This is a genomic window from Pseudomonas sp. CCC3.1 (genome assembly GCF_034347405.1).
GTDB lineage: Bacteria > Pseudomonadota > Gammaproteobacteria > Pseudomonadales > Pseudomonadaceae > Aquipseudomonas.
The window spans coordinates 3,252,804-3,279,263 of the sequence record NZ_CP133778.1; the positions used below are offsets into that span (position 1 = coordinate 3,252,804).

At 58.8% G+C, this 26,460-nt stretch carries 20 protein-coding genes; 6 read left to right on the plus strand and 14 right to left on the minus strand.

The features are described 5' to 3' along the window. Positions 1-339: 339 nt before the first annotated feature. The 5 genes from RHM56_RS14355 to RHM56_RS14375 all read right to left on the minus strand — a co-directional run bounded on the left by RHM56_RS14355 (position 340) and on the right by RHM56_RS14375 (position 7,845). Positions 340-3,135, minus strand: coding sequence for a C2H2-type zinc finger protein (locus tag RHM56_RS14355; RefSeq protein ID WP_322233165.1), 2,796 nt, complete (start codon positions 3,133-3,135; stop codon positions 340-342). 156 nt (positions 3,136-3,291) lie between these two features. Then, complete coding sequence (locus RHM56_RS14360; protein ID WP_322233167.1) at positions 3,292-3,627, minus strand: DUF3325 domain-containing protein; 336 nt, start codon at positions 3,625-3,627, stop codon at positions 3,292-3,294. Position 3,628: 1 nt separating this feature from the next. After that, positions 3,629-5,167 carry a PepSY-associated TM helix domain-containing protein gene (locus tag RHM56_RS14365; RefSeq protein WP_322233169.1) on the minus strand — a complete coding sequence of 513 codons (1,539 nt, stop codon included), beginning with the start codon at positions 5,165-5,167 and terminating at the stop codon, positions 3,629-3,631. Beyond that, a complete protein-coding gene (locus tag RHM56_RS14370) occupies positions 5,164-5,454 on the minus strand; it encodes an iron transporter (RefSeq protein ID WP_322233171.1) in 291 nt (96 codons plus the stop codon). The genes RHM56_RS14365 and RHM56_RS14370 overlap by 4 nt, the downstream gene beginning before the upstream one ends. A 132-nt stretch (positions 5,455-5,586) precedes the next feature. Further along, entirely contained in the window at positions 5,587-7,845 is a 2,259-nt protein-coding gene (locus tag RHM56_RS14375) for a TonB-dependent siderophore receptor (protein ID WP_322233172.1), read from the minus strand. A 342-nt stretch (positions 7,846-8,187) separates the two neighbouring features. Here RHM56_RS14375 and RHM56_RS14380 point away from each other — a divergent pair, with 342 nt between their 5' ends. The 5 genes from RHM56_RS14380 (at position 8,188) to RHM56_RS14400 (ending at position 12,528) form a co-directional block, all read left to right on the plus strand. Continuing rightward, complete coding sequence (locus RHM56_RS14380; protein ID WP_322233174.1) at positions 8,188-8,529, plus strand: FKBP-type peptidyl-prolyl cis-trans isomerase; 342 nt, start codon at positions 8,188-8,190, stop codon at positions 8,527-8,529. Positions 8,530-8,585: 56 nt separating this feature from the next. Continuing rightward, entirely contained in the window at positions 8,586-9,680 is a 1,095-nt protein-coding gene (locus tag RHM56_RS14385) for a DUF1615 domain-containing protein (RefSeq protein ID WP_322233176.1), read from the plus strand. Positions 9,681-9,847: 167 nt separating this feature from the next. Beyond that, complete coding sequence (locus RHM56_RS14390; protein WP_322233178.1) at positions 9,848-10,249, plus strand: MbcA/ParS/Xre antitoxin family protein; 402 nt, start codon at positions 9,848-9,850, stop codon at positions 10,247-10,249. Continuing rightward, positions 10,249-10,938, plus strand: a complete 690-nt coding sequence (locus tag RHM56_RS14395; RefSeq protein WP_322233180.1) for an RES family NAD+ phosphorylase — start codon at positions 10,249-10,251, stop codon at positions 10,936-10,938. The genes RHM56_RS14390 and RHM56_RS14395 overlap by 1 nt, the downstream gene beginning before the upstream one ends. 306 nt (positions 10,939-11,244) lie before the next feature. Next, entirely contained in the window at positions 11,245-12,528 is a 1,284-nt protein-coding gene (locus RHM56_RS14400; RefSeq protein WP_322233182.1) for an FAD-binding oxidoreductase, read from the plus strand. Positions 12,529-12,605: 77 nt separating this feature from the next. Here the strand turns inward: RHM56_RS14400 and crcB (RHM56_RS14405) are convergent, their stop codons facing one another. After that, entirely contained in the window at positions 12,606-13,004 is a 399-nt protein-coding gene (gene crcB, locus RHM56_RS14405) for a fluoride efflux transporter CrcB (protein ID WP_322233184.1), read from the minus strand. 15 nt (positions 13,005-13,019) lie between these two features. Beyond that, the gene (crcB, locus tag RHM56_RS14410; protein ID WP_322233186.1) at positions 13,020-13,400 is read right to left on the minus strand and encodes a fluoride efflux transporter CrcB; all 381 of its coding nucleotides are present in this window, start codon (positions 13,398-13,400) and stop codon (positions 13,020-13,022) included. Between the two features lie 164 nt (positions 13,401-13,564). Here crcB (RHM56_RS14410) and RHM56_RS14415 point away from each other — a divergent pair, with 164 nt between their 5' ends. Beyond that, entirely contained in the window at positions 13,565-17,239 is a 3,675-nt protein-coding gene (locus tag RHM56_RS14415) for a tetratricopeptide repeat protein (protein ID WP_322233188.1), read from the plus strand. Between the two features lie 19 nt (positions 17,240-17,258). On the opposite strand, the gene RHM56_RS14420 is transcribed toward RHM56_RS14415, so the two are convergent. The 7 genes from RHM56_RS14420 to RHM56_RS14450 form a co-directional block, all read right to left on the minus strand. Further along, positions 17,259-19,511: an NAD-binding protein gene (locus RHM56_RS14420; protein ID WP_322233190.1), complete on the minus strand. Its 2,253-nt coding sequence runs from the start codon at positions 19,509-19,511 to the stop codon at positions 17,259-17,261. A gap of 24 nt (positions 19,512-19,535) precedes the next feature. Continuing rightward, positions 19,536-19,916, minus strand: coding sequence for a RidA family protein (locus tag RHM56_RS14425; RefSeq protein ID WP_322233192.1), 381 nt, complete (start codon positions 19,914-19,916; stop codon positions 19,536-19,538). A 153-nt stretch (positions 19,917-20,069) separates the two neighbouring features. Further along, positions 20,070-20,375, minus strand: coding sequence for an NIPSNAP family protein (locus RHM56_RS14430; RefSeq protein ID WP_322233194.1), 306 nt, complete (start codon positions 20,373-20,375; stop codon positions 20,070-20,072). 4 nt (positions 20,376-20,379) lie between these two features. After that, positions 20,380-20,589, minus strand: a complete 210-nt coding sequence (locus RHM56_RS14435) for a hypothetical protein (protein ID WP_322233196.1) — start codon at positions 20,587-20,589, stop codon at positions 20,380-20,382. Positions 20,590-20,730: 141 nt separating this feature from the next. Next, the gene (locus tag RHM56_RS14440; protein WP_322233197.1) at positions 20,731-23,889 is read right to left on the minus strand and encodes an efflux RND transporter permease subunit; all 3,159 of its coding nucleotides are present in this window, start codon (positions 23,887-23,889) and stop codon (positions 20,731-20,733) included. Then, entirely contained in the window at positions 23,886-25,130 is a 1,245-nt protein-coding gene (locus RHM56_RS14445) for an efflux RND transporter periplasmic adaptor subunit (RefSeq protein ID WP_322233199.1), read from the minus strand. Before RHM56_RS14445 ends, RHM56_RS14440 begins: the two co-directional genes overlap by 4 nt. After that, positions 25,127-26,383 carry a TolC family protein gene (locus RHM56_RS14450; protein WP_322233201.1) on the minus strand — a complete coding sequence of 419 codons (1,257 nt, stop codon included), beginning with the start codon at positions 26,381-26,383 and terminating at the stop codon, positions 25,127-25,129. The genes RHM56_RS14445 and RHM56_RS14450 overlap by 4 nt, the downstream gene beginning before the upstream one ends. Between the last annotated feature and the right edge of the window lie 77 nt (positions 26,384-26,460).

Below are 26,460 nucleotides of genomic sequence, written 5' to 3' on the forward strand. Positions count from 1 at the left end.
ACGCCTATGCTGGCGTTTGTTGTCGAGGCGGCGAGCATAACAAATCTGAACCACACTGGTCGCAGGCAGGTATTGCGCAGGACGTCGGGTTTGCCGCGACACGGCCAGGGATGGCCGAATCCCCTGTGGAAGCGAGCTTGCTCGCGAGGGTATCGACGCGGTTTACAGAAAAACCGCATCGCCTGAATCGCGGGCAAGCTCGCGCCCACGGGGTCAGGGAGTGGGCGGGCTTCTCGTTCAAACCCGCGAATGAGCGGGCCCGCTCTACAGGTTGACGAGTACCGTTTTGATTGAAGCTTTTAGTGCAACCCGGATACGTGCATGCGACGCGTGTCGCTTCTATGGGTGTTTGCGTTTGAGGTGATTTGCTAAATGCGCAGATCGCGTGAAGCGTTGGGGGCAACCCTCGTACGTGCATGGGAATGGTTTCGCCCCTGTATGGACACTTTGATGACGTGCTAAATTCTCTGATCGCGCAAAGCGTTGGGTGCAGTGCGTGCATGGGAAAGTTTGCGCCCCTGTATGGACACTTTGATGGCGTGCTAAATGCTCTGATCGCGCAAAACTTAGGGTGCAAACCCCGTACGTGCATGGGAAAGGTTTCTCTTTTGTATGAACCCTTTGGTGCCGTAACAAAACCCCTGGGTCACCAAAGCTTTTACCGCAGCCCGGATACTCACATGAGAAAGTTTTCTCCCCTGTATGAATGCGTAGGTGAATGTCTAAAACATCCTTCCGGGCAAAACGGGATGGACAATTGGGGCATGAAAACCGTTTTTCTCCAGTGTGAGAGAGCAGGTGTCTAGTTAGATTTTGCATATTTGTATAACTTTTCCCGCAGCCAGGCTCAACACAGTCAAAACGCTGCAGTGCTGGCACAGCAGGCACTCGGAATTGGTCTTGCGAAGATGTGCCAGGCTGTGGCCCTGGTGCCTGTAAGCCGAGTGGGGGCAACAAACCCATATCAAAATCACTCAGAGACGGTGCCGGTGAGGATGGGGTTGAGAACAGACCCTCATCAAAATTATTGATATACGCCGCAGGTGTCGGCGGAGCATTGGCGAATGAGTCCCTTGAATCACCTATATCGCTGAAACTATCTAACGATTCGTCTCCAATATATTGATCTCGAAATTGTTCAAACCCAGATTCAGATCCGGCCGCTTCGGCAATCAGACTCCCATCCGCTCTGCGTTTGATCCGCCCATCCGCATCCACATGCCCCATCGGGGCGTTGCCCACAAATCTATACAGGTTCAGCCCATCAATGGCGCCGCCCGGGTCGGGGTTCAGCCAGCGATATAGCCACGGGGCGTAGTAGCGATAGCCGTAGTAATACAGGCCCGTGGCATCGCGCTCCTTGCCTGAGTAACGAAGGGTTTTGTAACTGGCCTCCACTTCATTGCGCCCGACCCAGCACGCGGTGCCGCCGAACGGGTAGTAGGTTTCCTGGCTGATGAGTTGGGCCTGATCATCCAGTTCCAGGGTGCTGGAACCCAGGTGGTCGTCGAAGGTGTAGCGCAGTTGATCGTTCTCAAGGCCGCTGGGCGGTGTGTCCCAGTGCAACCATTGCACGCGGCAGCGCCCGGCCTGAAGGGTGACGACTTGAAGATTCTCTTGGGTGGCGCTGTTGGTGCGCACTTCCAGCCCCGGTAGGTAGCGGGTTTCGGCGAGGTGGCTGTTGGCCTGCGCTTGCCAGGTGCGGACTTTGCGCAGGCGTTTGCCTCCACCGCCATAGATATACCGTTCTTCGTCGTTGGCAGCGGCCTTACGCGTGACCTGGGCGATAGCGCACAGTTGATTTCGGGCATCCCACTGCAGGGGTTGGCCGGGTTGCAGGGTCAGAAGATTGCCATTGGAATCGTAGGTGTGTTCAGTCTCGCCGCTGCGAATAACACGGTTGTTGTGTGGGGCGATGTGTAGCGTTTGGGTGTGATCACTCCCCCCTAGGTGAATGCGCTCCAGCAGATTGCCCGCCGCATCATAGCGATAGGTTTCGCTGTAATTGACCACCCGGCTGGTGTCCGGGGTTTGCCAGGTCGGCAAGTCCGGGCCGAGTGACGGCTGGGCGGTCTCCCAGCCGCTGGCATCAATCAGTTGGTAGAGGCTGTCGTAAGCAAAACGGCGAATGGGTTCGATGCGCTGATTGGCAAAATGACGGGTGCCCAGGGTTGTGTCTTCAATCTCAATGAGGTTGCCGACCGGGTCGTAGCGGTAGTGCAAGTCTTGCAAGAGCCGTTTACCCGGCACTTGCGCCTGTAGGCGAGCCAAGCGGCCAGTCGCCGATTCGTGGGTCAGAAAAGTGACAACGCCATTGCCAGCGGTTTCGCTTTCGACTTGAGAAAAGGCGTTGTAACGGATGTTGCTGACCAGGATTTTAACCGCGCTGCTGCCCGCGGTTTGCAGGCCGGTATCGCGTAACTGCCCAGCCACGGTGTGGCTGAAGTGTTGTTGATGCCCTTCGGCATCGGTCTGTCTGAGCAGTTCACCCGCAGCGTTGTAGTGCCAGCGGTTGATGAACGGCTCGACCTCCTCCAGCAACGGGTCGCGCTGCGCCTCGGACTCGGGCCAATGTGGCAGGTCAAGGCTGCGCAAAAACTGCTGGGTTTCTTCCAGCGATCCGCCTGCCAGGCCGTACTCGGTCATGTGCCGTGTGCCCGCCGGGTCGTCGTGCCGCAAAAGCCTGCCGCAGCGGTTGTGCCGGGCGCTCTCCACGCTGGTGCTGGCGTAGGTAAAACGCTCGATCACATGGGTGCTGTTTTCAGTCACGCTGACCGGGCGCATCGAGTCGTCATAGGTGGTTTGCCAATGGCTCTCGCGGGCGTCCCACACCTCCAGCGTCTGCCCGGCCTCGCCCGGAAGGCTGAGCCGCCACCCGGCATCGGTGCTGTCAGTGGCCAATACCTGACCGGACAGGCTGTACACGGTCAGCAGGTTGGCAGGGGCAGTAGAGTCCGCGAACAGCCGAGGGTCGCGCTGCGCCACCAGCCGCCCCATGGGATCGAACGTGCTCCACGTCACCCGTTGCTCAGGGGTTTGCCCACTCACTGAACACGCAAACGCCACCGAGCGAACTGGCAATCCGCGCGGCTCGATGACCGCGAGTGTCGGTGTGCGGGCGTGGAGCGACGTCATAGGCAGGCCCTCCAGAACTTTCTGCCACACAGCATGCGCTCAAGGCGTGAGTGCGTCTGCTGTCAGAAATGACAGTCATGATCTGGGTGGCTGCCTATCACTGAATCGCGGGCAAGCCCGCTTCCACAGGTTTCTGAAGTGCGCCCCAAACAGAGCCTAGGACAAGGTTGCGATCATTGCCCACGCTGGGGCAAAGCCCAGTGGCAGCCACACGGCCAGGCGTGAGCGATAGGGCAATAACATCAGCAGCCCAAAACCACTGAGCGAGATCAGCCCAAACCAGCCGATAGGGCCCATCGCCCATCCCCAGGCCTGAGCGCAAAAGTACAAGCTCAAGGCCAGACTCAACCACCCTGCCCCACGCAATGTACGACGCAGGCCAGGTGACGGCGCTTTGTTCCACACCTGTTTGTAATGGCGCTCCAACCCTTGGCACAACGCAAGCATGCCCATATAGGCGAAGGCCCACGCCGCAAAATAGTCCGCCAGCATCTCAATTCACCTCGGCCATAACAGCGGTTTTTCTACGTGGCACCCGCTCGACCACCGGTTGCGAGACTTTCCAGCATGCCCACAACAACAGGCCGCCCAGCACCATGGCGGTCAACTCCACCCCCATGCTGCTGTGTACCGCCCACGGCTGGTTGACGGTGAGCAGGCTCAGCAGCGGCAAGCTCAGGCACATCACCCCGGCCAGGCCCAATTGCTCCCGCCAGGCCTGCATGCGCGCACGCAATACGGCATGCACAAAGCTCAAGGCCCACAGGCCAAAGAACACGTTGAGTTCGGCATCGGCACGTTCGGCCATGTTCACCGGCAACAAGCGGTTGCCCCACAGCAAACCGATGCACGCCACGCTCAAACCGGCCATTACGGTGACGTTGATCGCCTCGACCAAACGGTAGAGCACTTGGGCGACCCGGCTTTCGCTGGCGTATTTGCGACGCCGTTTAACGGTGAACAGCACCAGCCCGCTGGCAATCATGGCGCTGCTGATCAGGCCGCAAATGAAGTACACCCAACGCATCGGATAGCCACCAAACTGGGCAAAGTGCATGCCGGAGATCACCCGATGGGTGAGTACGCTGGCGCGCATGTCGGTTGGCCCGGACAGTTGCTCGCCCGTGACCCCGTCAAAACGCATGCCCCCGCCTTTTACCAGGGCAATTCGGTTGCCCAGAATCGGGCGAATCTGGATCTCGGCATTGCTCTGGCCAGGGTTGCTGATGCTGACTGCGCCCAAAGGCCCCATGACGTCGCGAGCCTTGGCCAGTAGCGGCCCGATGGCAACCAGCGGTGCCGGTTCAACGCTCGTCGCACGTTTGACTTCAAGGGCGGCGGGTGTCGTGTCTTGAGCTTTGAAAAACGCATCGCGGTCGCCATCAAACAGCGCATCCATGGCCGCGGGCATGTAAATCACCAGGAAAATCGCCAGCCCGCTGTAGGTGATCATCAAGTGAAACGGCAGCAACAGCACTGCGCTGGCGTTGTGGGCGTCAAGCCATGAACGCTGGCCTTTGGCAGGCCGAAAGGTGAAGAACTCCTTGAAGAGTTTTTTGTGAATCACGATGCCGCTGATCAAGGCCGCCAGCATGCCCATCGCCAGCGCACCTACCAGATAAATGCCGATCATGCGCGGCATGTGCAAGGTGAAGTGAAACAGAAAAAAGAACCGTCCCCCGACTGTCTCGCGCACCGGCAGTACGTCACCGGTGTTCGGGTCCAGCGTTACCGAAACGCCGTCACGGCGCCCGCCCGTTGAGGCCTGTAATTCTGGCGAGCGCTCATACGGCAAGCTGATGCCCCATTGCTTGGCATCGGGTTTGTGCTCACGCAAATAACCCAGTGCACGCTCAACTGCCTGTTCATCGGTCAATTGGTGAGCGGGCAACTCAGGGTGCATCCAGTTGTCGATCTCTTGATCGAACACAGCCAGGCTGCCAGTCAGGAAGATCACGAACAGCAACCAGCCAACAATCAATCCGCCCCAGGTGTGCAGCCACGCCAGGGATTGGGTCAGGGTCTGTTTCATCCGAGGCGCTCCAGCATTTGCGGCCAAAAACCGATTGCGGCCAAAGGCAGCGCCAGCACGGCCCCCATCCATGCCGACCACTGATGGCGAGCGATAAAGGCCCACAAAATGGCGCAGGTGTAGATCGCGAATGACAACAGACTGGCAACGAGCATCGAGTCGACGTTATCCAGCGGCAACAGTCGCGCCAGCGCGGCCGTAAACGCATAAGTGAACACATAGCCGCCAACCAGTGCAGCCAGTGTGCGAGAAAGAATCGGCATCCAGGCCGACGTTGCGTGTTTCATCGGATCAATCCTTCAACGGTACCCATCACGGTTTAGCCTGTTCCAAATGCGACAACGGCGCGGCACCCGCTAAAAGAGGATGTCGCGCCAGTAAATGCCTGCACCGTATCAGCGGTCAGGCCAGTTGGGTTATCAGAACGAAGAGGTCACCGACGCAAAGTAGGCGCGGCCCGCCTCGTTATACGTCTGGGCACCCGCCTCGTCAGAGTTGCCTTTGCGATACAGCTGTTTGTCGAACAGGTTGTTGATGCCCACCCGCACGCTGAAGTTTTTATTGAACTCATAACCACTGCTCAGCCCCACCAGACCGTACGGATCAACCGACTGCTGCACCGATTTGTCCAGTGCTTCGTTGGCACGCATGTTGTACTTCGGCGCTTTCTGCTCGCCGTAGTAAGTGCCATTGACCTGGAACGACAGCTGCTCGGTGGCGTACCAGTCCAGCGTGGTGTTGAGCGTGTACTTGGGGATGATGCTCAGCGGTTCGCCGGTTTCCTTGTCCTTGCTTTCGATCATGTAGGTCAGGTTGGTGTTCCAGTCCAGATCTTTGCGCAAACTGACAAACAGGTTCCCTTCAACCCCTTGAACGATGGCCTTGCCGCTGTTTTCCCACTGCAACACCCGGCGCCCGTTGGGCAGGCGGAAGGCCGATTCGTTGCTGGCATTGATTTTGTTTTGGTAGTCGTTACGGAAGTACGTGCCGCTGGTGCGCCAAGTGCCTTTGTCGAACGCCAGGCCAATCTCTTTGTTGACGCTGATTTCAGGCTTCAAGTCCGGATTGCCCACCAGGTAACAGCCACCGATGTTGACCTCAACCGAGCTGCAGCCTGCGCCACGGCTGTACAACAGGTAATTGGGGTTGGACTGGTACAGGTTCGGAGTTTTGTAAGCTCGGGCAATACCGCCCTTGATGCTCAATTCGTCAGTGATCTGGTGCGAAGCGTTGAGGCTTGGGCTCCAGTTGCCGCCAAACTTGTTGTGGTGATCGAAGCGCAAGCCCGGCGTGACGATGGTTTTGGCCCCGGCTTCGAGGTTGTCTTCTACGTAAAACGCGTAGCTGTTGGCGGTGGATTTGGTTTGGGTACGGTCTGTTCCAGGAATACCCGGCGTACCATCGGCGCCCGGATCCCAGCTTTGTGGACGCAGCGAGCCCGGATCGTTCAGCGACTCGTAGAGGTATTCGCCACCCAAGGTCAGAACCTGGTGGGTGTACACGTCCAGCGGCAGGTTGACTTCAGCGTTGGCGCGGGTATTGCGCAAACGTGACTCGAAGCTCCCCGCGCTTTCCGATGGCGCACCTTCGCCATAACCGGCCAGTCCTTCGTTAAGACGCGAGTTGCGGGTCAGGTCATGGGTCAGCGAGGCGGTGGTCGAACCCCAGTCAAACGAGCCATTGTGGGTCGCCGAGAAGGTGCTGCGCTGCAGGACGCTGGTTTCCTTGCCATACAGGCTGTTAACGAAGTCGCCCCCGCTGTTGAGCATGGTATCGCCGGCAAAGATATTGCCCTGGCGGCTGTAGCTGGCTTCCAGGTCGAGCGTTTGCTCGGGGGTGAATTGCCAGCTCAGCAAACCATTGACGTCTTTGTTACGCACACCCTCACGGCCCGCCACCACGCTGTCGGCATACGCCTGCTGCGCGGTGTTGATCTTGGCATCGTCGGCGTCGGTCTTGTTCAGGCCGCCGTACACGCGGAACACCAGGTCGTCGGTGATCGGGCCGCTGAGGTTGAAGTTGGTGCGCTTGCTGATGCCTTCCGAATCGTCTTCCGGCGACAAGTAGTAAGCGGTCAATGAGCCGTGGAGTTGGTCTGTCGGGCGTTTGGTGATGATGTTGACCACCCCGCCCATCGCACCAGAGCCATAACGGGCGGCAGCCGGACCTCGGAGAATTTCGATACGCTCGACTTCTTCGGCCGGGACCCAGTTGGTCTCACCTCGGGTGTCGCGGTCGCCGCTCCAGCCATAACGCTGAGCATTACGCGAAGAAGAAGGCTTGCCGTCGATCAGGATCAAGGTGTTTTCCGGGCCCATGCCGCGCAAGTCAATCTGGCGGTTGTTGCCGCGAGCACCACTGGAACTGTTACCGGTGAGGTTGACCCCCGGTTCGCGACGAATGATGTCGGAAAGGTCATTGGCTGGCGGACGTTTTTTAATGTCCTCGGCGGTGATGATCGACACGCCCGGCGCTTGCTTCAGCTCTTCGGCGGCGGTGCCCAACACGCGGGTTTCTTCCAGTTGCAGCGCTTGCTTGCTGCCATCCACCGGCAAATCGTTGGCCTCGACTGGCACCTCATCGCGTTCGCGCTCCAGCGCATCGGCGAGCAAGGTGGGTGAAGCGAGTGCGGCCACGATAGCCAGTGAAAATTGACTGCGTTTGAATCGAGACGACATGTCCAATTGATCCCTTAACAATGGAGTGTGCTCTGCAGGCGAAAACTGGAATTGCTTGCGCGCGGGCCATCCAGAAGACCCACATCGCTTAACTCTCCCCGGCGCTGCCAGGGCTGCAATAGTAAACATTCTCAAATGAGAGTAAAGCGCAATTGACATCTATCCTCATTAGCAAGTTCCCAAATCCCTTTGTTTAAAAGACATTTCCTGCACAAAAAAATTAAAGACAGGTTGCCAAATGGGCGATGGGAGCTGGTTTGCCAGCGATTGCATCCCTAAAGTCCGCCTGTAAACTGTGGCGCACTTCAACGTCCTTCTTTCCAGCTTTATGAGTGCAGCACCATGACGAACGAACTCCAGATCACCGACCTTCTACTGGGCGACGGCAAAGCCTGTGTCAAAGGCGCTCTGATCACCACGCAGTACACCGGCTGGCTCGCAGATGGCACGGTATTCGACTCCTCGTTCGAGCGCGGCAAGCCGTTTCAGTGCGTGATTGGCAGCGGTCGCGTGATCAAGGGCTGGGACCAGGGTCTGATGGGGATGAAAGTCGGCGGCAAACGCACACTGCAAGTCCCTGCACACTTGGCCTATGGTGAAAGAAGCATGGGCGCGCACATCAAACCAAACGCCGACCTTACCTTTGAGATCGAACTGCTGGAAGTGCTCACTCGAGACGACTAAGTCACTGACACATAGCATTTTTTTCAGGGAGTTAAGCGCTAGTGAATCGATTCTTCATGCGGTTTTTAACGCTTTCTCTACCGATTGCGATAGCCGGTTGCAGCAGCACAAACACCCAGACGTTACCGAGCCGTACGCCCGAACAGGCCCGTGCACGATTCATGCAGCTGCTGCCCACCAACCTCCAGGATCGACAGGGTTGGGCCACCGATATTTACGCCGCTTTTGCCGCGCAAGCACTTGAACCCAACGACGAAAACCTGTGTTCGGTGCTGGCCGTCACCGAACAGGAGTCGACCTTTCAGGCAGACCCGCCGGTGCCAAACCTGGCGAAAATCGCCCGCAGCGAAATCAATCGCCGCGCAGGCAAGCTGCACATCCCCGAATTTGTGGTTCATAGCGCGCTGAACATCACCTCGCCGAATGGCAAAACCTATAACCAGCGCCTCGATGCCGCGCGCACCGAAGGCCAGTTGAGTGCCATTTTTGATGACTTTATCGGCATGGTGCCGCTGGGTAAAAACCTGTTTGGCAGCCTGAATCCGGTGCATACCGGTGGCCCGATGCAGGTCAGCATCGCGTTTGCCGAGAAACACGCGAAGGATTATCCATACCCGATACCGGGCACGATCCGACAAGAAGTCTTCACCCGTCGAGGCGGCATGTATTTCGGCACCGCCCATTTGCTCGGCTATCCCGTCGATTACACACAATCGCTGTACCGCTTTGCCGACTTTAATGCGGGCTGGTATGCCAGTCGCAATGCCGCCTTTCAGAACGCCGTCAGCCAGGTTTCAGGTGTTGCGCTGGCACTGGATGGTGACGTGACGATCCCCGATTCTTACGCCGTGGGCTCGACCGAACGCGCCGTGCGCGCGCTGGGCAAACCGTTGGGCTTGAGCAACAACCAAATCAGGCAGCAATTGCTCAAAGGCGACAGCCTTGAGTTTGATCAGACTGAGGTGTATCGCACCGTGTTTGCGCTGGCAGATCGCCAACAAGGCAAACCCTTGCCCCGTGCTGTATTGCCCGGCATTACCCTGCAAAGCCCGAAAATCACCCGTAACCTGACCACCGCCTGGTTTGCCCAACGCGTCGATGAGCGCCGCCAGCGCTGTATGAACCGGGCCAAGTCATTGCCCACGTCGTGAAGCAACATCCCGAAAAGTTCATATGCGGATACATTTGTTGTAATTATCCAGATGCGGTGTACGCTCTTACGTATTCGCGCCAGGCTCTGCACGCAATGTTTTCGAGCCTGTTTTCAACGCCGCATAACCGAGCGCAGATACATTTCGTACAGAGCCTGGAGGTCATCATGCAGTTAGTCGCCCACCACTCTCAGCCCGACATCACCAGTGGTGACGCCGGCCGCGTGGCCCTGACATTTTTTTTCAATTTAATGGAGCACTGGGGCTGCACCAAAGACCAGCAATGCACCCTGCTCGGCTCAATCGGCAATACCACGTACTTCAAGTATAAAAAGCTACCGAATGTGCGCCTGCCTCACGACACCCTTGAACGCATCTCGTACCTGATGGGCGTGCACAAAGCGTTGCGCATCTTGTTCAGCAATCAGCCTGAGCGCGCCTATGAGTGGATACACAAGACCAACACCGCAGCGCCTTTCAATGGCCAGAGTGCTTTGAGCTATATGCTCGCGGGCCAGGTGGTCGACCTCGCGGATGTTCGGCGCTATCTGGACGGGGTGCGCGGCTGATGCCAGACACCTCAAGGCCTGCTGTGCTACCCGAGTGGAGCAACGCTTATCGCATCATCAACAGTGCATTCCCGCCGATATCGGTGTTTGAAGACACCCTGGACCCCGACGATCTGGACATCGCCTTCGTCCTCGAAAGCTTGACCAATGACCGCCTGCGCGACCAGGCCGGGGTGCTAAACCGGGTACGCCCCGAAGACCGCCTGTGCGGTGAAGGCTCGACCCCGATCATGGCCGCCTTTACCCATATTGGTCGCGCCAGCCGCTTTACCGACGGCAGTTATGGTGTGTACTACTGCGCCAGCAGCGTCGAGGCAGCTATTGCCGAAACCTGCTTCCATCAAGAACAATTCTGGCGCGCCACCCAAGAAGCAAGCATCGAAATCACCATGCGCACCTACATCAACAAGGTGCTCCAGCCGATGATTGATGTGCGCGACAACCCCACAGTGCATCAACCTTCGCCCGCCAGTTATGGGGTCGCACAAGCCTTTGCCCGGCCGCACCGCGAAGCACTGGCCTGGGGGTTGCTCTACAACAGCGTGCGCCTCAACGGACACGAATGCGTGGCCGCCTTTCGCCCGCCTGCGCTCTCGATTCCGGTGCAGGGCCCGCATTTTCGCTATGTCTGGGATGACAAAAAACAGGCCATCGCCTGGGTGTTGCACGTGAGCGAAGTCACGTTCTGATCAAGCAGCGTCAGAAACTTCGTTGTCAGGAGCAATGTTGTTCACATAAGCGAAAGCGGACCCTGTAGGAGCGAGCTTGTCTCGCGATCTTTTGATCTTTTAAAAGCTCGCGAGACAAGCTCGCTCCTACAGTTAGTCGTGCGCATCTCTTAAGTGAACAGCATTGCGTTGTCAGGGGGGTTATTTGGCCCTCACAAATCGAATATCGTCAGCGCATGGCCGAAGTGGATGAGCAGGACCGGTGCGGGCACCTAAAAGCCCCCTTTCTGCCTCACAAACCTTATAAGAAATTTCACGGAGCCTGCCATGACTGAACGCTGCAACTCTTATTACGCCGCGACCCTCAACCACGAAACCAGCTACCCGCCCCTGCAAGGCCAGCACCGGGTCGATGTGGTGATTATCGGTGGCGGATTTACCGGCGTGGCGACCGCCGTTGAACTGGCAGAAAAAGGCCTGAAAGTGGCCATCGTCGAGAGCCACAAAATCGGCTGGGGAGCCACGGGGCGCAATGGCGGTCAAGTGACCGGCAGCCTGTCGGGCGATGAGGCCATGCGCAAGCAGATGCGCCGGCGCCTGGGCAGCCAGGTCGATGATTTCATCTGGAACCTGCGTTGGCGCGGGCACGAAATCATCCAGCAGCGCGTCGACAAATACGGCATCCAGTGCGACCTCAAGCACGGCCACTTGCATGCGGCCTACAAGCCGAGCCACATGGCAGGTTTACGCAAGGATTACGACGAAGCCGTGCATCGGGGCATGGGGGCGCAGGTGTCGCTGCTCGACCGCAATCAGGTGCGCGATATTTTGCAGAGCGATCTGTATCACGGCGCCATCAAAAACACCCGCAACATGCACCTGCACCCGCTCAACCTGTGTATTGGCGAAGCGCGAGCAGCAGAAAGCCTGGGCACACTGATTTTCGAAAACAGCGAAGTGCTGGAAATCATCCATGGCGACACCCCCGGCGTGCGCACTGCGCATGGGCGCATTGATGCCAATCAGGTGCTGCTGGCGGGCGACGTCTACCACACGCTGGAGCCTGGCAAACTCAAGGGCAAAATCTTCCCGGCCATGGGCGGGATCGTTACCACCGAACCGTTGGGCGCCCTGGCCCGGCAACTGAACCCAGAAGACCTGGCGGTGTATGACTGCCGCTTTGTCCTCGATTATTACCGCATGACCGCCGATGGCCGCCTGCTGTTTGGCGGCGGCGCCAACTACAGCGGCAAAGATTCGCGCGACATTGCAGCCGAATTGCTGCCCTGCATCGAGCAGACCTTTCCGGCACTCAAAGGGGTGAAAATCGATTACCAGTGGAGTTGCGCGATGGGCATCGTGATCAATCGCATCCCGCAACTGGGCAAGCTCTCGGACAACGTGTGGTACTGCCAGGGCTACTCAGGCCATGGCATCGCCACCACGCACATCATGGGCGAAATCATGGGCCGCGCGATCACAGGTCAACTGGAGCAATTCGACACCTTTGCCGGGTGCCAGCACATTCGTGTGCCCATGGGCGATGTGTTTGGCAACCCGATGCTGGCGGCGGGCATGTGGTACTACCAGATGCTTGAGCGGTTTCGCTAATCACTGAATTGCGCCCATGTAGAAGCGAGTTTGCTCGCGATCTTTTGATCTTTAAAAGATCGCGAGCAAGCTCGCTCCTACAGAGCATCGGCCGCAGTCGGTGGGACTTTGGCCCCCGCCAGCAAACCCAGTTCAACGGCCAAAAACCCGATCACCAGACTGGCCACCAGATAGCAGATAGAAACCAGCACCCCGCCCGGGTCCGTCATCATTTCGACGGCGCCAAACACAAAACTGGAGAACGTCGAAAGGCCGCCCATGATCCCGGTCCCGACCATCACGTGCACGTACTGGTTGATTCGATTGCTCTTGAACAGCGACGTGGCAACGCCCAGCAAAAACGCGGCGACGATGTTGGCGACAAAAATATCCATGGGAAAACCATCGGCCAGACGCGGCACCGATAACATCACGAACTCACGGCAAGTGGCCCCAAACGCCCCGCCGACAAATATCAGAATGATCATATTCAGCATGTTTTCAGCTCCTTGTCAGCGCGCCAGCCAGGCGCCGAATGCCGCAGCGGCCAGCCCCAGCAGTACCGAGATAATCAAATAACCGGCAGCCCATACGCGGTCCTTGATAGACGCCAGCTTGGACGCGTCCAGTTGCATGCTGCTGAACGTGGTGTAGCCACCCAGAATCCCGGTCAACACGGCTGCGTTCAGTACATCACCATAACGATCACGCCAGTCGACGCTGAACAGAATGCTCAAATAGCCGATCACAAAGGCACCGCTGACGTTGATCAAAAACGTGCCCAGCGGCAACTTGCCCTTGTACAACTGGCCCACCCGCAACCCGATCCACCACCGTAGCAGCGAACCCAGGCCGCCCCCCAACCCAACCCAAAAAACGTCCAGCGCAGTCATGAAGATCCCTCTCGTGTCTGTTGGCCACTGCGCAAGTGTAGCCGCTGCCGAAGGCTGCGATCTGGCGCGCAGCGCAGACCACCCTTTGTTGGTCATTGTTCAAGTATCTGGGATACTGCCAAACAGCCATCACCGCGCTGTGCAGCGCCTACAAGGACGTTTTCATGTCAAACCCGTACACCGACGCAACCCGGGAAATCCGGGTATTCCTCTCCTCCACGTTCAAAGACACCCAGGCAGAACGCAATCACCTGATCAAGCACGTATTCCCCCCTGTACGTGAGCGCTGTGCGGAACGGGGTGTGGGTTTTACAGAAATTGATCTGCGCTGGGGCGTCACCGAAGAAGAAGCCAAAAATGGCACCACCGTGGCTATTTGCCTGAGCGAAATCGACCGTTGCCGTGGCTTCCCGCCTTTCTTCATCGGTTTTCTGGGCGAGCGTTATGGCTGGGTGCCACACGCCAAAGACCTGCAAAACTACCTGCACCACGAACAGCTCGATCAATACCGGGAGCAGATCAATAACGCGCTGGAACAGCAAATCAGTGTCACCGAGCTTGAATTTCAGTACGCCCTCAAGGGGCACGAAAACAAGCGCGCCGAATCGCTGTTCTTCCTGCGCGACAAGTGGCTGACCGACCAATTGTTCGAGGCCTCGGGATCGCAGCAAGTCGGTGATTTCTACGACACAGCAGACGGCAAACTGGAGCGCCTCAAGCAGCAACTACGGGACGCCCCCTCGCCTGCCAGTGAATACGCGTCGATCGAGGACTTTGGCGAGCGCATCAAACAGCATCTGCTGGATGAACTGGAACGGCGCTACCCGGCACGCGAAAACGTGTCCCCGCTGCTTGAAATCCAGCGCCAGCACCAGCGCTTCGCACAGGCGCGCAAGACCTGCTACGTCCCGTTGACCAATGTGCGTTCAGACCTCACGGACTATTGCACCCTGCGCATGCAGGGCATCGAACAACACCCCTGCTTGATCAGCGGCGTCAGCGGCGTGGGTAAAAGTGCGCTGATGGCCGACTTGGCTGAGCACCTGCAACAGACCTTCAAACAGGCACAGGTGCACGACTTCTACATTGGCGCTGACGGACAGCACCGGCTCGCGCAATGGCGCGACTATTTGTGGGCCTTATTGGGCGGCGCACCTGAGCCGCAGCTCGAACCTGGCGCATTCAAGGATGAAGACACCCTGTGGGACAACTTCCAGCGATTGCTGCACCACGTCGCCGCGAGCAACGAGGAACAACCGCTGATCCTGCTGCTGGACGCCATCAACCAGCTCGATACGCCTGAGCAGGACCTGCACCGGCTGCTTGAGCTGAACCTGCCCGCTAACGTCATCCTGATCCTGTCGGCCACCGATGATTTGGCCGTTGAGTCGCAGCATGTCTGGCCCTACAGGCTGAACACACCTGATCGCGCCCAGCTCAAGCTGATCATCGAAGCCTATACCCGAAACTTCCGCAAAGGCCTGCCGCACAGTCTGGTTGAGCGGCTGAGCGATGAACACGCTAGCCCCTACGCCGCACTGCCGCTGTACCTGCGCGTCCTACTGGAAGAACTGCGGGTCCGCGCCACCCATGAAACACTGGCGCAACAGGTCGAAACACTGCTCACGTACCCCAGCGTCGGCACGCTGTTCCAACACATTCTGGGCAGTTGGGACACGGATTTGAGCGATAGCCGGCTGCAACAGCCGGTGACCGAGGCAACGCGCTACATCGCCCTCACCCGTGGCGGCCTTGATGAATCGCAGTTAGCCAGGGTGCTGACCTGCAATACCGTGTACGTGGAGCCGAACCCACTACCGGCTGCGCTGCCGCGCCAGCAGGTCAGCCTGATCCTGGCTATCCTGCGGCCTTTCCTGCTGCGGCACGACGGCGCCGAGCAGCTCATGCACGGCACGTTGCAGAGCGCAGTACTCAAAGACCTGGCCAGCCGAACCCGTCGCCTGAACATTGCACTCACCTGTGACAGCACGGCGCAAGGCATCACCGAGCAGGTGTACCAGTACACAGAACTGCTCAAGCACAACAGCGAAGACAAACAGGCTGTAACAGCGCTGACAACCCTGTTGAACGTCAGCCGCAACGTCGTTGATTGTTTTCGTATCGACCGTTCGGTGCTGTTCAATGCGCTGTCGTTACTGGGCGCCAGCCTCAACACCACGGCTCAGCCTGCACACCTGATTGCCGAAGGCTGGAAAAACCCGGACCTGTTCAAGCTGGCAGGCACGGTTGAAGAGATTCAAAGCTGCAATGAAATCACCCACCTGTTCATCGACCTGAACTTCTTCCACCTGTGCGATGCCTGGATTGCGACCACCGAGCAACTGGTGCGCGAGCATTTCGCCGATGAACCGCTGCTGAGCATCATGAATCGCGGCAACCGCGCTGATTTGTTCGTCCGCCAGGGCCGCTATCAAGAAGCCGAACAGCTCGATCTCGCACTGCTGCAAGCGTACAAAGGCGTGCTGGCAGACGATGATCCACAGGTTGCTATTTGCTGGTTCAGGATAGCCAACGCCAAGTACCGCCTAGGGCAACAGCAAGAAGCCACGCACGCCTATCGAACGGCACTGGATCTACAGCGCAAGGCCTACCCTGAGGGTGACCGTCAGTTGGTCATTACCTATTGCAGCCTGGGTGTGCTCAATACCGAAATGGACGACCTGGTCAACGCGGAGCAATGCTACAGCGCCGCACTGGAAATGGCCGAGCGCGTGCTTAGCCCCAAAGACATCGTCTGGCTCAACGTGCTAGTCGGGGTCAGTGAGCTGTACTACAAGAAAGGAGCGTTTGAGGAGGCACACGACTGGGCCTTGCAGACACTTGAGCTGGCCACCGTCACGCTGCCCGCGGTGCATCAGATGCGGGCAAAAATTCTTGCCCAATTGGCGGCAGCCGTTACCCAACTCAATCGCCCCGCCGAAGCGGCCGAATACCTCATTGAAGCCATCGGTATCGCCAGTCAAGCCTCACTGGCAGATGCCATTTCGCTACCGATCATGACCAACAATTTGACGTATGTTCTGTGCAAACAGGGCCTGCTTGAGGACGCAGGGCAATGGAACGCACGCACGTGGGAGCTGGTCAAGGATCTGCCCGAAGGCCATCCCGAGCACAAACGCTGCCTGGATAACGCAAAAGTGATTGCGGTGTTTTTAGCCGAACAGGAAGACAGCAGCTTGCGCGCGCTTTTCAGACATTTAGCGCCCACTGATGACGAGACTGAACACCTGAACCAGCGTGTCATCGAGCTCAATAATAGCGCCGTGCAATACAAGGACTGGGGGCGCCTGCAAGAGTCCGAAGCGTATTTCCTTGAAGCGCTGCAACTGGCCAGCCGCGACGACGCATTCGACCGTGGCGATCTGGCAAGCATCAAAAATGGGTTAGCGGCCTTGCGCTGGGATCAACACAGGCACGAAGAGGCCGTGAATCTCTATCTGGACGTGTTGAAGATGCGCATCGCACATTTTTCCGATAGCCACCCGAGCGTAGGGCAAAGCTTGCAGACCCTCGGTGACTGCTATGTGGAACTGGAGCACTGGGAGCGTGCTTTAAACGCATTGGGCAATGCCTTGAAGATCTATCACCGCACACCGCCCGAGAACCTTGAAATGATTGCCGTTTGCCTGAGCTCATTTGCAATGGCTCAGTACCAGTTGGGTGACTTGCCACATGCCCGCGAGTCCGCGACCCAGGCACTGACTTTTTATCAGCGTCAGCGTCCGGTCAATGCACAGGTCGTCGAGAGGCTGACCGCGTTCTTGCAAACGATCCGGGCGCAAATGCCTGCCAAATCGCCTTGGTGGAAATTCTGGTAATCACCCTGCCTTGAACACCTCAGCGGGTCACGCGGATGTGTTCAAGGCGGGCAAGCCCTTGGCTGGCCAACCCGGCAAAACGAAAAGCCTGCGGCACCTCACCGGCATTAACCCAACCCACTACGGCGCCAGTTCCGCCCACACCGCGCGCGGGCTGGCCATCCCACAGCGCAATCAGCACCTGGGCGCGTTGCGCAATGTAGGCACCGGCCAGCGCATATTGATCGACCCGCACCGTTTGATCGCTGGCGACCGCTGTCAACGAACCAAAACGCAGCGGCATCTCGGCATAGCGCGTGGCGCGCACCAGCAGCCGGTTGAGGTCGGCGCGGTCGGTACCGGCGAAATCCTCAACGTACAAATTGAGCGGGAACGGGGCAACGGCCCAGAGCTGTGCACCAAACTCATCCAGAGCGATGCGTGCCACGTGCTGGTCTGCGCCGCTGGCCAACGCGCTGATCAAAATCAACTGATGGTCGGGGTGGGCCTGGACCAAGGTCTGGAATGTAGCCCGAATCGCTGAGCGCACGTGCTCGATGTCATCGTAATGCCGATGCCCGGTGACACCGACGATCAACTGGCGTTGCAACCTCAAACCCACTCCACGCAGGATGTCGGGCAATGCGCGCACCTGATCGAAGTTTTGCAACTTCACCTCAGGGCTCAGTTGACCCCAGGGCAAGAGTTTTGGGTGCAGCTTCACGGCATTCACCCGCTCCGCGCCATACTGCCACCCTTCAAGCAAACGATCGGCGCACCAACGAATGTGCTCGCACTCACCCAACCTGTCGATTTCCAGAGGGCTGAACTCAAACGCAGCCACTTCATCGGGCTTGGCCGGTACTGCGCTGATCCCCACACTGGCCAGCTTTACGGCCAGGTGATCGGCCAGCTGTCGAGAAGCACGCCGGTAGTCTTCACCCAGATCAGCCCAAGGTTGCTGCGCCGCACCCGGCACAACCACAGCCCCCAGTTGGTGCAAATAGTACTGATGAACACTGCGAGCCAACTGATCAAGGCTCTCTTTAAGAATGACTTCACAGGTCATGCTGTCAGACCACGCACCAAAAGCGAGGATGCCCTCAATCGGTTTCAACGCCCCTTTGGCAGGTGCAATCAATTGCTCGAAACCACGGCTGTCACGCAAGCGGACAAAAATCGGCGCATTGGCATGGGTGCTCTGCAAGCAACGCTGGCGAAGGTAAAGGCTCTCACGAACACTGTTGCTGTCGTCATCCAGACAGACATACCACGCCGCCACAGGCCCGGCAGCAGCCAGCACATCAGCCAGCACCTGGGGTTCAGCAATCACCGGCGCATTGAACAGATGAACCTCGCACAAGGCTTCGAGCCCCGGCGTATAAGCCTTCAACTCAGCCCAGGCCTGAGTGGCCTGCCGATCCACAATACTGACCCGCAACGGTGCGCTGTTTTCAGAGCGGTAAAGGCGGATGGATTCAAGCAAGACATGGCGCCCCATCTGCCCAAAACCGATCACCACCAGATGCGGAGCTGGCCAGCCGTGGGCATCGCTCAGCGCACTCAATGGATAGCGTTGAAACAGTTGCCGAACCGCCAATTGATGGCTGTTCAACAGACGCAATCGTGGCATAGGGCTCGTTGCAGCTTGCCCATCGGTATTGAGCTCCAGGCGTTTGGCCAGGTTGGGGTCTTGAATATGCACGGTGACGGTCAGGTCGCGCGCCCCCTTGACCTGCCGGGCAAGCTCCCAGATTTCGACATTGCGCGAATCATTGGCCGACACCACGATCACATGCCCGGCCTTGTCCAGCGCGGCTTTTCGATACGCCTCAGGGCGGGTGGCACTCAACGGCACCAGCACCACACGCGGGTGATTGGCCAATAACGGCAACGTCTCGGCGTTCGCAGCCGGATCAATGATGACCACGCGTTTACCGGCATCAATCAAGCTCTGAGTGACACTCAAACTGCGCTCATCAAGGCCACAAACGATCACGTGGTTACGCCACACAAAACGCGCCCTGAGCTGGCGAGCGGTCTGCGCAAAACTGCCGGCAAACGCGAGAATCACCGTGTAAACGGTCAACAAGGGCGCGGCGAACCGGGCAATTTCAACCCCCAACGGCAAAGGCTGATCGTTGAAACTGCCATTAAGGCCAAACAACTGGAGTGCTGAGTACACATTGGAGAGCACTGGAGCCTTGGGCTCCAACAGATAAAAACCATACCAACCCGAGCCCAGGGTTACGACCCAGCACAAGGTCAACAACAGGTTACGGCGATTGAACATTCCAGCTTCCTTGCAAAAATCGACTCAGGCCTTGGCCGCCATTGCAGTCACTTCCACACGCATGCCCTCGACAGCCAGGGCCGCCACACCTACTGCCGCCCGCACCGGCCACGGCTTGGCGAAGTAGCGCTTGTACACCTCGTTAAACGCCGCGCGGTCGGCCATATCGGTCAGGTAGATGGTCAAGTGCAACACCCGATCCATGGAACTGCCGGCACGTTCCAGCGCAACCTTGAGCGCCTGCAACGTGCACTCGCTTTGTTCGGTGATCCCACCCAGTTCCAGACTGCCGTCAGCACGGGTCGGGATCTGCGTGGACACCAGCATGCCGGCAAAACCGGCCACATCCGAAGAGATGGAATCGGCGTCAGGATCAGGGGTAAAGGTAATGTCTTGGTTTGCCATGAGGGTCTCTTGGTCGAGGTAATACATATCCCTGTGGGAGCGGGCTTGCCCGCGAAGGTATCGGTGCGGTTTAACAGAAAAACCGCATCGCCTGCATCGCTGGCAAGCCAGGCTCCCACAGGTTTCTGAAGGCTGCGATCTATTGTTGTGGGCTTATTCGAAAACCGGACGGAAGAAACTGCGCTCGTAGCTCAAGATGCAGCGGTTGTCTTCGGCCAGTTTGAACGCGGCAATGCACTCGGCATCCGTTTTCGAGCGCTCACGATAATCTTCATAAGTGGCCAGGCTTGGAAAGGTAAACATCGCCAGGGCAATGTTGTTGGCGCCTTCCGAAGGCAGGAAATAGCCATGGTGTGTGCCGCCGAATTTCTCGACCAGCGGGATCCAGATGCGCCCGTACGCTTCGAATTCAGCCAGTTTGTAAGGGTCAATAACGTATCGCAGGTAGCACGTGATCATTACTTCATTTCCTTTGAGGATAAATTCGATTGAGTACGCCCAGGGTGATAACAACCGCCGGGATGGTGAGCAACACCGGGTTGAACGGTGGCGGTATGAACAGCGTGACAATCCATGCGGTAAAAAAAACGGCGGCGATCAGGCAAAAGAGCCAGGTCGGAACCCGTTTGCCAAGGTTTTCGCACGCCTGATTGAATCGTCTAAACCATTGCATCCATAACGTCCTTGTAAAGTCGGCTCGCAGAATACGTTAAAGGGCGCATTGCCCATACATTTTCATGCCCAAAATGTCTGCACCTGAACGGCACACGCGAAGGCAGCAACGCTACCGATTGCAACGAGAAAAGAGCGCGCTTCACAGGTTTTTGCCTTGAGGTTGAGGGGGCTCTACAGACAGTTGTCGACGGCGCATCAGGCGATACGCCGCCGGGATGACAAACAACGAAAGCAGAGGCGCGGTGAGCATTCCGCCCACCATGGGCGCGGCGATCCGACTCATGATTTCGCTGCCCGTGCCGCCGCCCAGCAAAATCGGCAGCAGCCCCGCGATGATCACCGCCACGGTCATGGCCTTGGGACGCACACGCTGCACCGCGCCTTCGCGAATAGCCGCCACCAGCGCTTGTTCACTGCCCTCGCCTGCCTGTTGACGCTCGGCCCAGGCATTTTTCAGGTACAGCAACATGATCACGCCAAACTCCGCAGACACCCCGGCCAGGGCGATAAAACCGACGCCCGTCGCCACCGATAAATTGAAACCCAGCACGTACAAAAACCAGGCACCGCCGCTCAGGGCAAACGGCAAAGTGGCCATGATCAGCAAGGCTTCGTCGAAGCGGGTGAAGGTCAGGTACAGCAGCACAAAGATGATCAGCAAGGTCGCTGGCACGACGAGTTTGAGCCGCGCATTGGCCCGTTCAAGGTATTCAAACTGCCCCGAGTAGTTGACGCTCATGCCCGGCTGCAACGGCACCTGTTCACTCACAGCCCGCCGCAGGTCGGCCGCCACCGAGGCGATATCGCGGTCGCGCACGTCGATGTAAATCCAGCCCGAAGGCCGGGCATTTTCGCTTTTGAGCATCGGCGGGCCTTCGCTGATCCGTACCGTGGCCACCGCCCCCAAGGTGATCTGACTGCCACGCGGGGTGTAGATCGGCAACTGTTGCAAGGCACTCAACGAGTCACGCCAGGCACGCGGGTAACGCACATTGATCGGGAAGCGCGCCCGCCCTTCAATGGTTTCACCGATGTTTTCACCACCCACCGCACCGGCCACAATCGACTGCACATCCGCGATATTGAGCCCGTAACGGGCCGCTGCGATGCGGTCGATATCGACGTCAATGTAACGCCCGCCCGTCAGGCGCTCGGCCAGCGCCGAACTGACGCCGGGCACGGTCTTAGCCACCCGTTCGATGGCTTGCGCAACGCTGTCGATCGCCGCCAGATCACCGCCGTTGACCTTCACCCCAATCGGGCTTTTGATTCCGGTCGCCAGCATGTCCAGGCGGTTACGGATCGGCGGCACCCACAGGTTGGTCAGCCCCGGCACCTGCACCACGCGGTCCAGTTCCTGGACGAGCGTTTGCGGGGTCATACCCGGTCGCCATTGATCACGCGGTTTGAACTCAATGGTGGTTTCGAACATTTCCAGCGGCGCCGGGTCAGTCGCACTTTCTGCACGTCCGGCCTTGCCCGACACATGCGCCACTTCTGGCACGGTCTTGATCATCCGGTCGGTCAATTGCAGGAGTTGCGCGGCTTTTTGCGCTGACAGCCCCGGCAACGCCGAAGGCATGTACAACAAGTCGCCCTCATCCAGCGGCGGCAGAAACTCGCCCCCCAGGTGCGAGATCGGCCACAACGCGCTGACAAACACCAACAGAGCAACCAACAGCGTGGTTTTGGGGCGACGCAACACCGCGTCCAGCGCTGGCTGATACAGCCGGATCAACCCGTGGTTAAGCGGGTTTTTCTGCTCATCGGGGATCGGCCCGCGAATCCAGTAGCCCATCAACACCGGCACCAGTGTCACCGACAATCCGGCGGCCGCCGCCATGGACCAGGTTTTGGTGAACGCCAGCGGGCCGAACAATCGTCCCTCTTGCGCTTCCAAGGTGAACACCGGAATGAACGACAAGGTAATGATCAGCAAACAAAAGAACAGCGCTGGCCCGACCTCAGTCGCCGCTTGGGTAATCACCTGCCAGTGCTGCGCGCCCGCCAGCACTTGGCCGGGGTGCGCGTGGTGCCAGGCCTCGATTTTTTTATGGGCGTTTTCGATCATCACCACCGCGGCGTCGACCATGGCGCCAATGGCGATGGCGATCCCGCCCAAGGACATGATGTTGGCGTTGATGCCCTGGTAGTGCATCACGATAAAGGCCACCAGCACCCCCACCGGCAAGGAGATGATCGCCACCAGTGAAGAGCGTAAATGCCAGAGAAAAATCCCGCACACCAATGCCACCACCAAAAACTCTTCCAGCAGTTTATGGCTGAGGTTGTCCACGGCGCGGTCAATCAACTGGCTACGGTCGTAGGTGGTGACGATTTCCATCCCCGCTGGCAGGCTTTTCTTCAGTTCCTCAAGCTTGGTTTTGACAGCGGCAATGGTCTCGCGGGCGTTCTTGCCGTTGCGCAAAATCACCACACCACCCACCGCTTCACCTTGACCGTCCAGCTCCGAAATACCGCGTCGCAACTCCGGCCCCAGTTGAATGTTCGCCACATCTCCCAAGGTGACCGGCACCGCACCGGCGCCCAGTTTGAGCGGGATGGCACGAAAGTCATCCAGGGTCTTCAGGTACCCCGAAGCCCGGACCATAAACTCGCTTTCGGCCATGGTCAGCACCGCACCGCCGGTTTCCTGATTGGCCTTGCCGATGGCATCTGTCACGTCGGCCTGAGTGATGCCCAGCGCGGCCATTTTCAGTGGCTCAAGTTGCACCTGATACTGCTTGACCATACCGCCCACGGTCGCAACTTCCGCCACATTGGGCAGGGTTTTGAGCTCGAACTTGAGAAACCAGTCCTGCAAGGCACGCAGTTGCGCCAGGTCATGCCCGCCGCTGCGATCTACCAGTGAATACTGATAAATCCAGCCTACGCCCGTGGCATCCGGACCCAATGCCGGTTTGGCGCTGGCCGGCAAACGGCTCTGGATCTGGCTCAGGTATTCCAGCACCCGCGAACGGGCCCAGTACAGATCGGTGCCGTCCTCGAACAGCACGTACACATAGCTGTCACCAAAGAACGAATAACCGCGCACCGCCTTGGCGCCGGGCACCGAAAGCATGGTGGTGGTCAACGGGTAGGTCACCTGATTTTCTACAATCTGCGGTGCCTGACCGGCGTAGGGCGTGCGGATGATCACTTGCACGTCGGACAAGTCCGGCAGTGCATCAATCGGCGTGTTTTGCACCGCCCAGATGCCCCACGCAGTGACAAACAGGGTCGCCAGCAACACCAGAAAACGGTTGCCGATAGACCAGCGAATCAGCGCTGCAATCATGGCTGCTCTCCTGTGGGTGCACCGAGGTCCAGCGGCGTCACGACAAGGCCTTTGAGACTGGCTTCGGAATCGAGCAAGAACTGGCCTGAACTGACCACCTGCTGACCTTCCTGCAGCCCGTGCAAGATTGCGGTCTGGCCGTCGTTTTCCTGACCGGTCTGCACCTCGACCGGCTGAAAGTGACCGCCCTCTTGCGCCACCATGACCAAGGCCTGCTGCCCGGTACGAATCACGGCCTCGCTGGGCACCCACAACACGCTCTGCGGGACGCTGCGTTCAAGGCTGACCTGTGCAGTCAAACCCGGCCTGAGCTGTAAGTCGGGGTTGGGCAATTGGACCCGAACCTGCAACGTCCGGCTGTCGTCACGGGTTTGCGGCAGAATCGCACTGACCGTGCCTTTGAGCACCGTCCCCGGTAACGCTGGCAAGCGCGCCTCGACGGTTTGCCCGACCAGCACCGCTCCCGCCTGCGCTTCGGGCAACGCCACGGCCAGCCAGACGCTGTCCAGGCCATTGACCCGCGCTACGGTTTCACCCAGCGCCAGGGTCATGCCCTGGCGGATATTCAATTCTTGCAACACGCCGCCCAGAGGGCTGGTGATGGTCAGATTGGGCTGTACCTTGCCGCTGCGCTCAACCTGTGTGATCAACGCCTCTGGCATGCCGGTAAGGCGCAAACGCTGGCGGGCCGCGGCCAGCAACCCGGCATCGCCCGTACGCTTGAGGGCCAGGAACTCTTCCTGAGCCGCCGCCCACTCCGGGACCAGCACGTCAGCCAATGCGGCATTGGCCTTCAACACATCACCGGGCGCCAGGTTATACACGCGCTCGACAAAACCGGGCGTGCGGGCCTGAATCACTGCGACGTCGCGCTCATTGAGCGCCAGCACCCCGGACGCATCGACGCGTGTGGCCAACATGCCGCGACTGACCGTTGCCAGGCGCACGCCCAGATTCTGGGTCAGGCTGGGGTCTATGTTCAGCGCCGCCGTGCCGCCTTTGTCGTCGGCGTACTGCGCCACCAATTGCATGTCCATAAAGGGCGATTTGCCCGGCTTGTCGAACTTTTGCTGCGGGAACATCGGATCGTACCAATACAACGCCTTGGGTTCGTTCATCGCCCCGGTCTGCGCCATGCCCATTCCAGCGCCATGGGGATGCCCCACCCACCAGCCTGCTGTAACCCCCAACGCCACCGATACACCGACCAGCAGACACACTGTTGCCGTGTTAAGCCTCATTGCGCACCCTCCCCATAGGCGAAATACAGACGGGCATTGACCGCCGCACGCTGCTCTTCAACATCGACCTGCTTAAGACGGGCATCGATCAACGCGCGACGGGCCGCCACCAGCGCACTCAAGTCGCCCTTGCCTGCGCGGTAACTGGCCATGCTCAGGTCGACCTTTTGCGTGGCCAGCGGGATCAGGCTGTCCTGGCTGCGTTGCACGGCGCGATTAAGGCGCTGATAGTCAGCCAAGTCATTTTCCAACTGCTGGGCATGCTCGCGGGCCAGGTCTTCGCGCTCATCATCGAGCTGACTGAGTTCAGCTTGCCGGGCGGCAATCACCGGGTTTTGCCGAGTACCGGGAAACAGCGGCAGATCCCATGAGAACTGCACGCTGACCATGTCCCCGAACTGCGGGTCACGGTGTTGGTAATCCACCTCCCAGCCCCAGTCAGAGTGCTTCTGCGACTCGGCTTCATGCAGCCTGGCTTGCGCTTCGCGGGTCATGGGCACAAAGGCGGCAAGTTGCGGATGGTGCTGCACGTTGTGTTCGTAACGCCCGGTTTCGACCGGCCATTCGGGCAAGCGTCCCAACGGTTTATCGCCGCCCGCCGGGCCAATCCAGCGCTTGAGGGCAGCACGCGCCTGGGCGCGCTGACGAATCAAGTCGTCCTGCTGTTCGTCCAGTTGCGCGGCTTCCTGTTTAGGCGTCACGGCGTCGGCGGGTTGTGCGCGACCGCCCGCAATTGCGGCGCGCACGGCGTCGCTCAACAGGCGGTTTTCTTTGTAAAAGTCCTGGAACAGCGCGTCCTTGCGCTCAACCGAATAACTGCTGATCCAGGCCAGCGCGGTGGCTTGGCGCACATTCAACAGGGCTATCCGACGCTGCGCGATGGCACTGTCCACCGCCGCATCTGCCACCTCGACCCGCGCCTTGCGCTTGTCACTGTTGGGCACTTCCTGACGGATACCGACCATCTGCATGGTCATGAAGTCGCGGTCCAGACTGCCGCGATTCGGGCCGCCGACCGGAAAGTTCTGCACCCCCAGCACCAGCTTCGGGTCGGGCAATTCACCGGCGGGAATGGCTAAACGGCTGGCGGCCAGAATACTGGCATTCTGTGCCGCCAGCGCAGGCGCCGTGTTTTCGGCCAGCCGCAACGCTTCATCGAAGGTCAACCCGCTCGCAAAAGCCGGCCACGCAAGTACGCTTGCAACCAGGCCGACCGCCAAGGGCCAACCTGTGCGAAAGCACATGGATTTCATGTTTTAAATTCCTGTGATGATCCCGTGCGCGTTGCAAAAAAGCAGCGCGCAACACTGCATCCCGCTCATGCGGAACA

Bases quoted from the DNA above. Each gene is read 5' to 3' on its own strand.
- RHM56_RS14450 (WP_322233201.1), bottom strand. From the start codon at position 26,383: ATGAAATCCATGTGCTTTCGCACAGGTTGGCCCTTGGCGGTCGGCCTG.
- RHM56_RS14390 (WP_322233178.1), top strand. From the start codon at position 9,848: ATGCAGTTAGTCGCCCACCACTCTCAGCCCGACATCACCAGTGGTGAC.
- RHM56_RS14355 (WP_322233165.1), bottom strand. From the start codon at position 3,135: ATGACGTCGCTCCACGCCCGCACACCGACACTCGCGGTCATCGAGCCG.
- RHM56_RS14440 (WP_322233197.1), bottom strand. From the start codon at position 23,889: ATGATTGCAGCGCTGATTCGCTGGTCTATCGGCAACCGTTTTCTGGTG.
- crcB (WP_322233184.1), bottom strand. From the start codon at position 13,004: ATGCTGAATATGATCATTCTGATATTTGTCGGCGGGGCGTTTGGGGCC.
- RHM56_RS14380 (WP_322233174.1), top strand. From the start codon at position 8,188: ATGACGAACGAACTCCAGATCACCGACCTTCTACTGGGCGACGGCAAA.
- crcB (WP_322233186.1), bottom strand. From the start codon at position 13,400: ATGACTGCGCTGGACGTTTTTTGGGTTGGGTTGGGGGGCGGCCTGGGT.
- RHM56_RS14365 (WP_322233169.1), bottom strand. From the start codon at position 5,167: ATGAAACAGACCCTGACCCAATCCCTGGCGTGGCTGCACACCTGGGGC.
- RHM56_RS14360 (WP_322233167.1), bottom strand. From the start codon at position 3,627: ATGCTGGCGGACTATTTTGCGGCGTGGGCCTTCGCCTATATGGGCATG.
- RHM56_RS14385 (WP_322233176.1), top strand. From the start codon at position 8,586: ATGCGGTTTTTAACGCTTTCTCTACCGATTGCGATAGCCGGTTGCAGC.
- RHM56_RS14400 (WP_322233182.1), top strand. From the start codon at position 11,245: ATGACTGAACGCTGCAACTCTTATTACGCCGCGACCCTCAACCACGAA.
- RHM56_RS14395 (WP_322233180.1), top strand. From the start codon at position 10,249: ATGCCAGACACCTCAAGGCCTGCTGTGCTACCCGAGTGGAGCAACGCT.
- RHM56_RS14420 (WP_322233190.1), bottom strand. From the start codon at position 19,511: ATGTTCAATCGCCGTAACCTGTTGTTGACCTTGTGCTGGGTCGTAACC.
- RHM56_RS14415 (WP_322233188.1), top strand. From the start codon at position 13,565: ATGTCAAACCCGTACACCGACGCAACCCGGGAAATCCGGGTATTCCTC.
- RHM56_RS14370 (WP_322233171.1), bottom strand. From the start codon at position 5,454: ATGAAACACGCAACGTCGGCCTGGATGCCGATTCTTTCTCGCACACTG.
- RHM56_RS14430 (WP_322233194.1), bottom strand. From the start codon at position 20,375: ATGATCACGTGCTACCTGCGATACGTTATTGACCCTTACAAACTGGCT.
- RHM56_RS14435 (WP_322233196.1), bottom strand. From the start codon at position 20,589: ATGCAATGGTTTAGACGATTCAATCAGGCGTGCGAAAACCTTGGCAAA.
- RHM56_RS14445 (WP_322233199.1), bottom strand. From the start codon at position 25,130: ATGAGGCTTAACACGGCAACAGTGTGTCTGCTGGTCGGTGTATCGGTG.
- RHM56_RS14375 (WP_322233172.1), bottom strand. From the start codon at position 7,845: ATGTCGTCTCGATTCAAACGCAGTCAATTTTCACTGGCTATCGTGGCC.
- RHM56_RS14425 (WP_322233192.1), bottom strand. From the start codon at position 19,916: ATGGCAAACCAAGACATTACCTTTACCCCTGATCCTGACGCCGATTCC.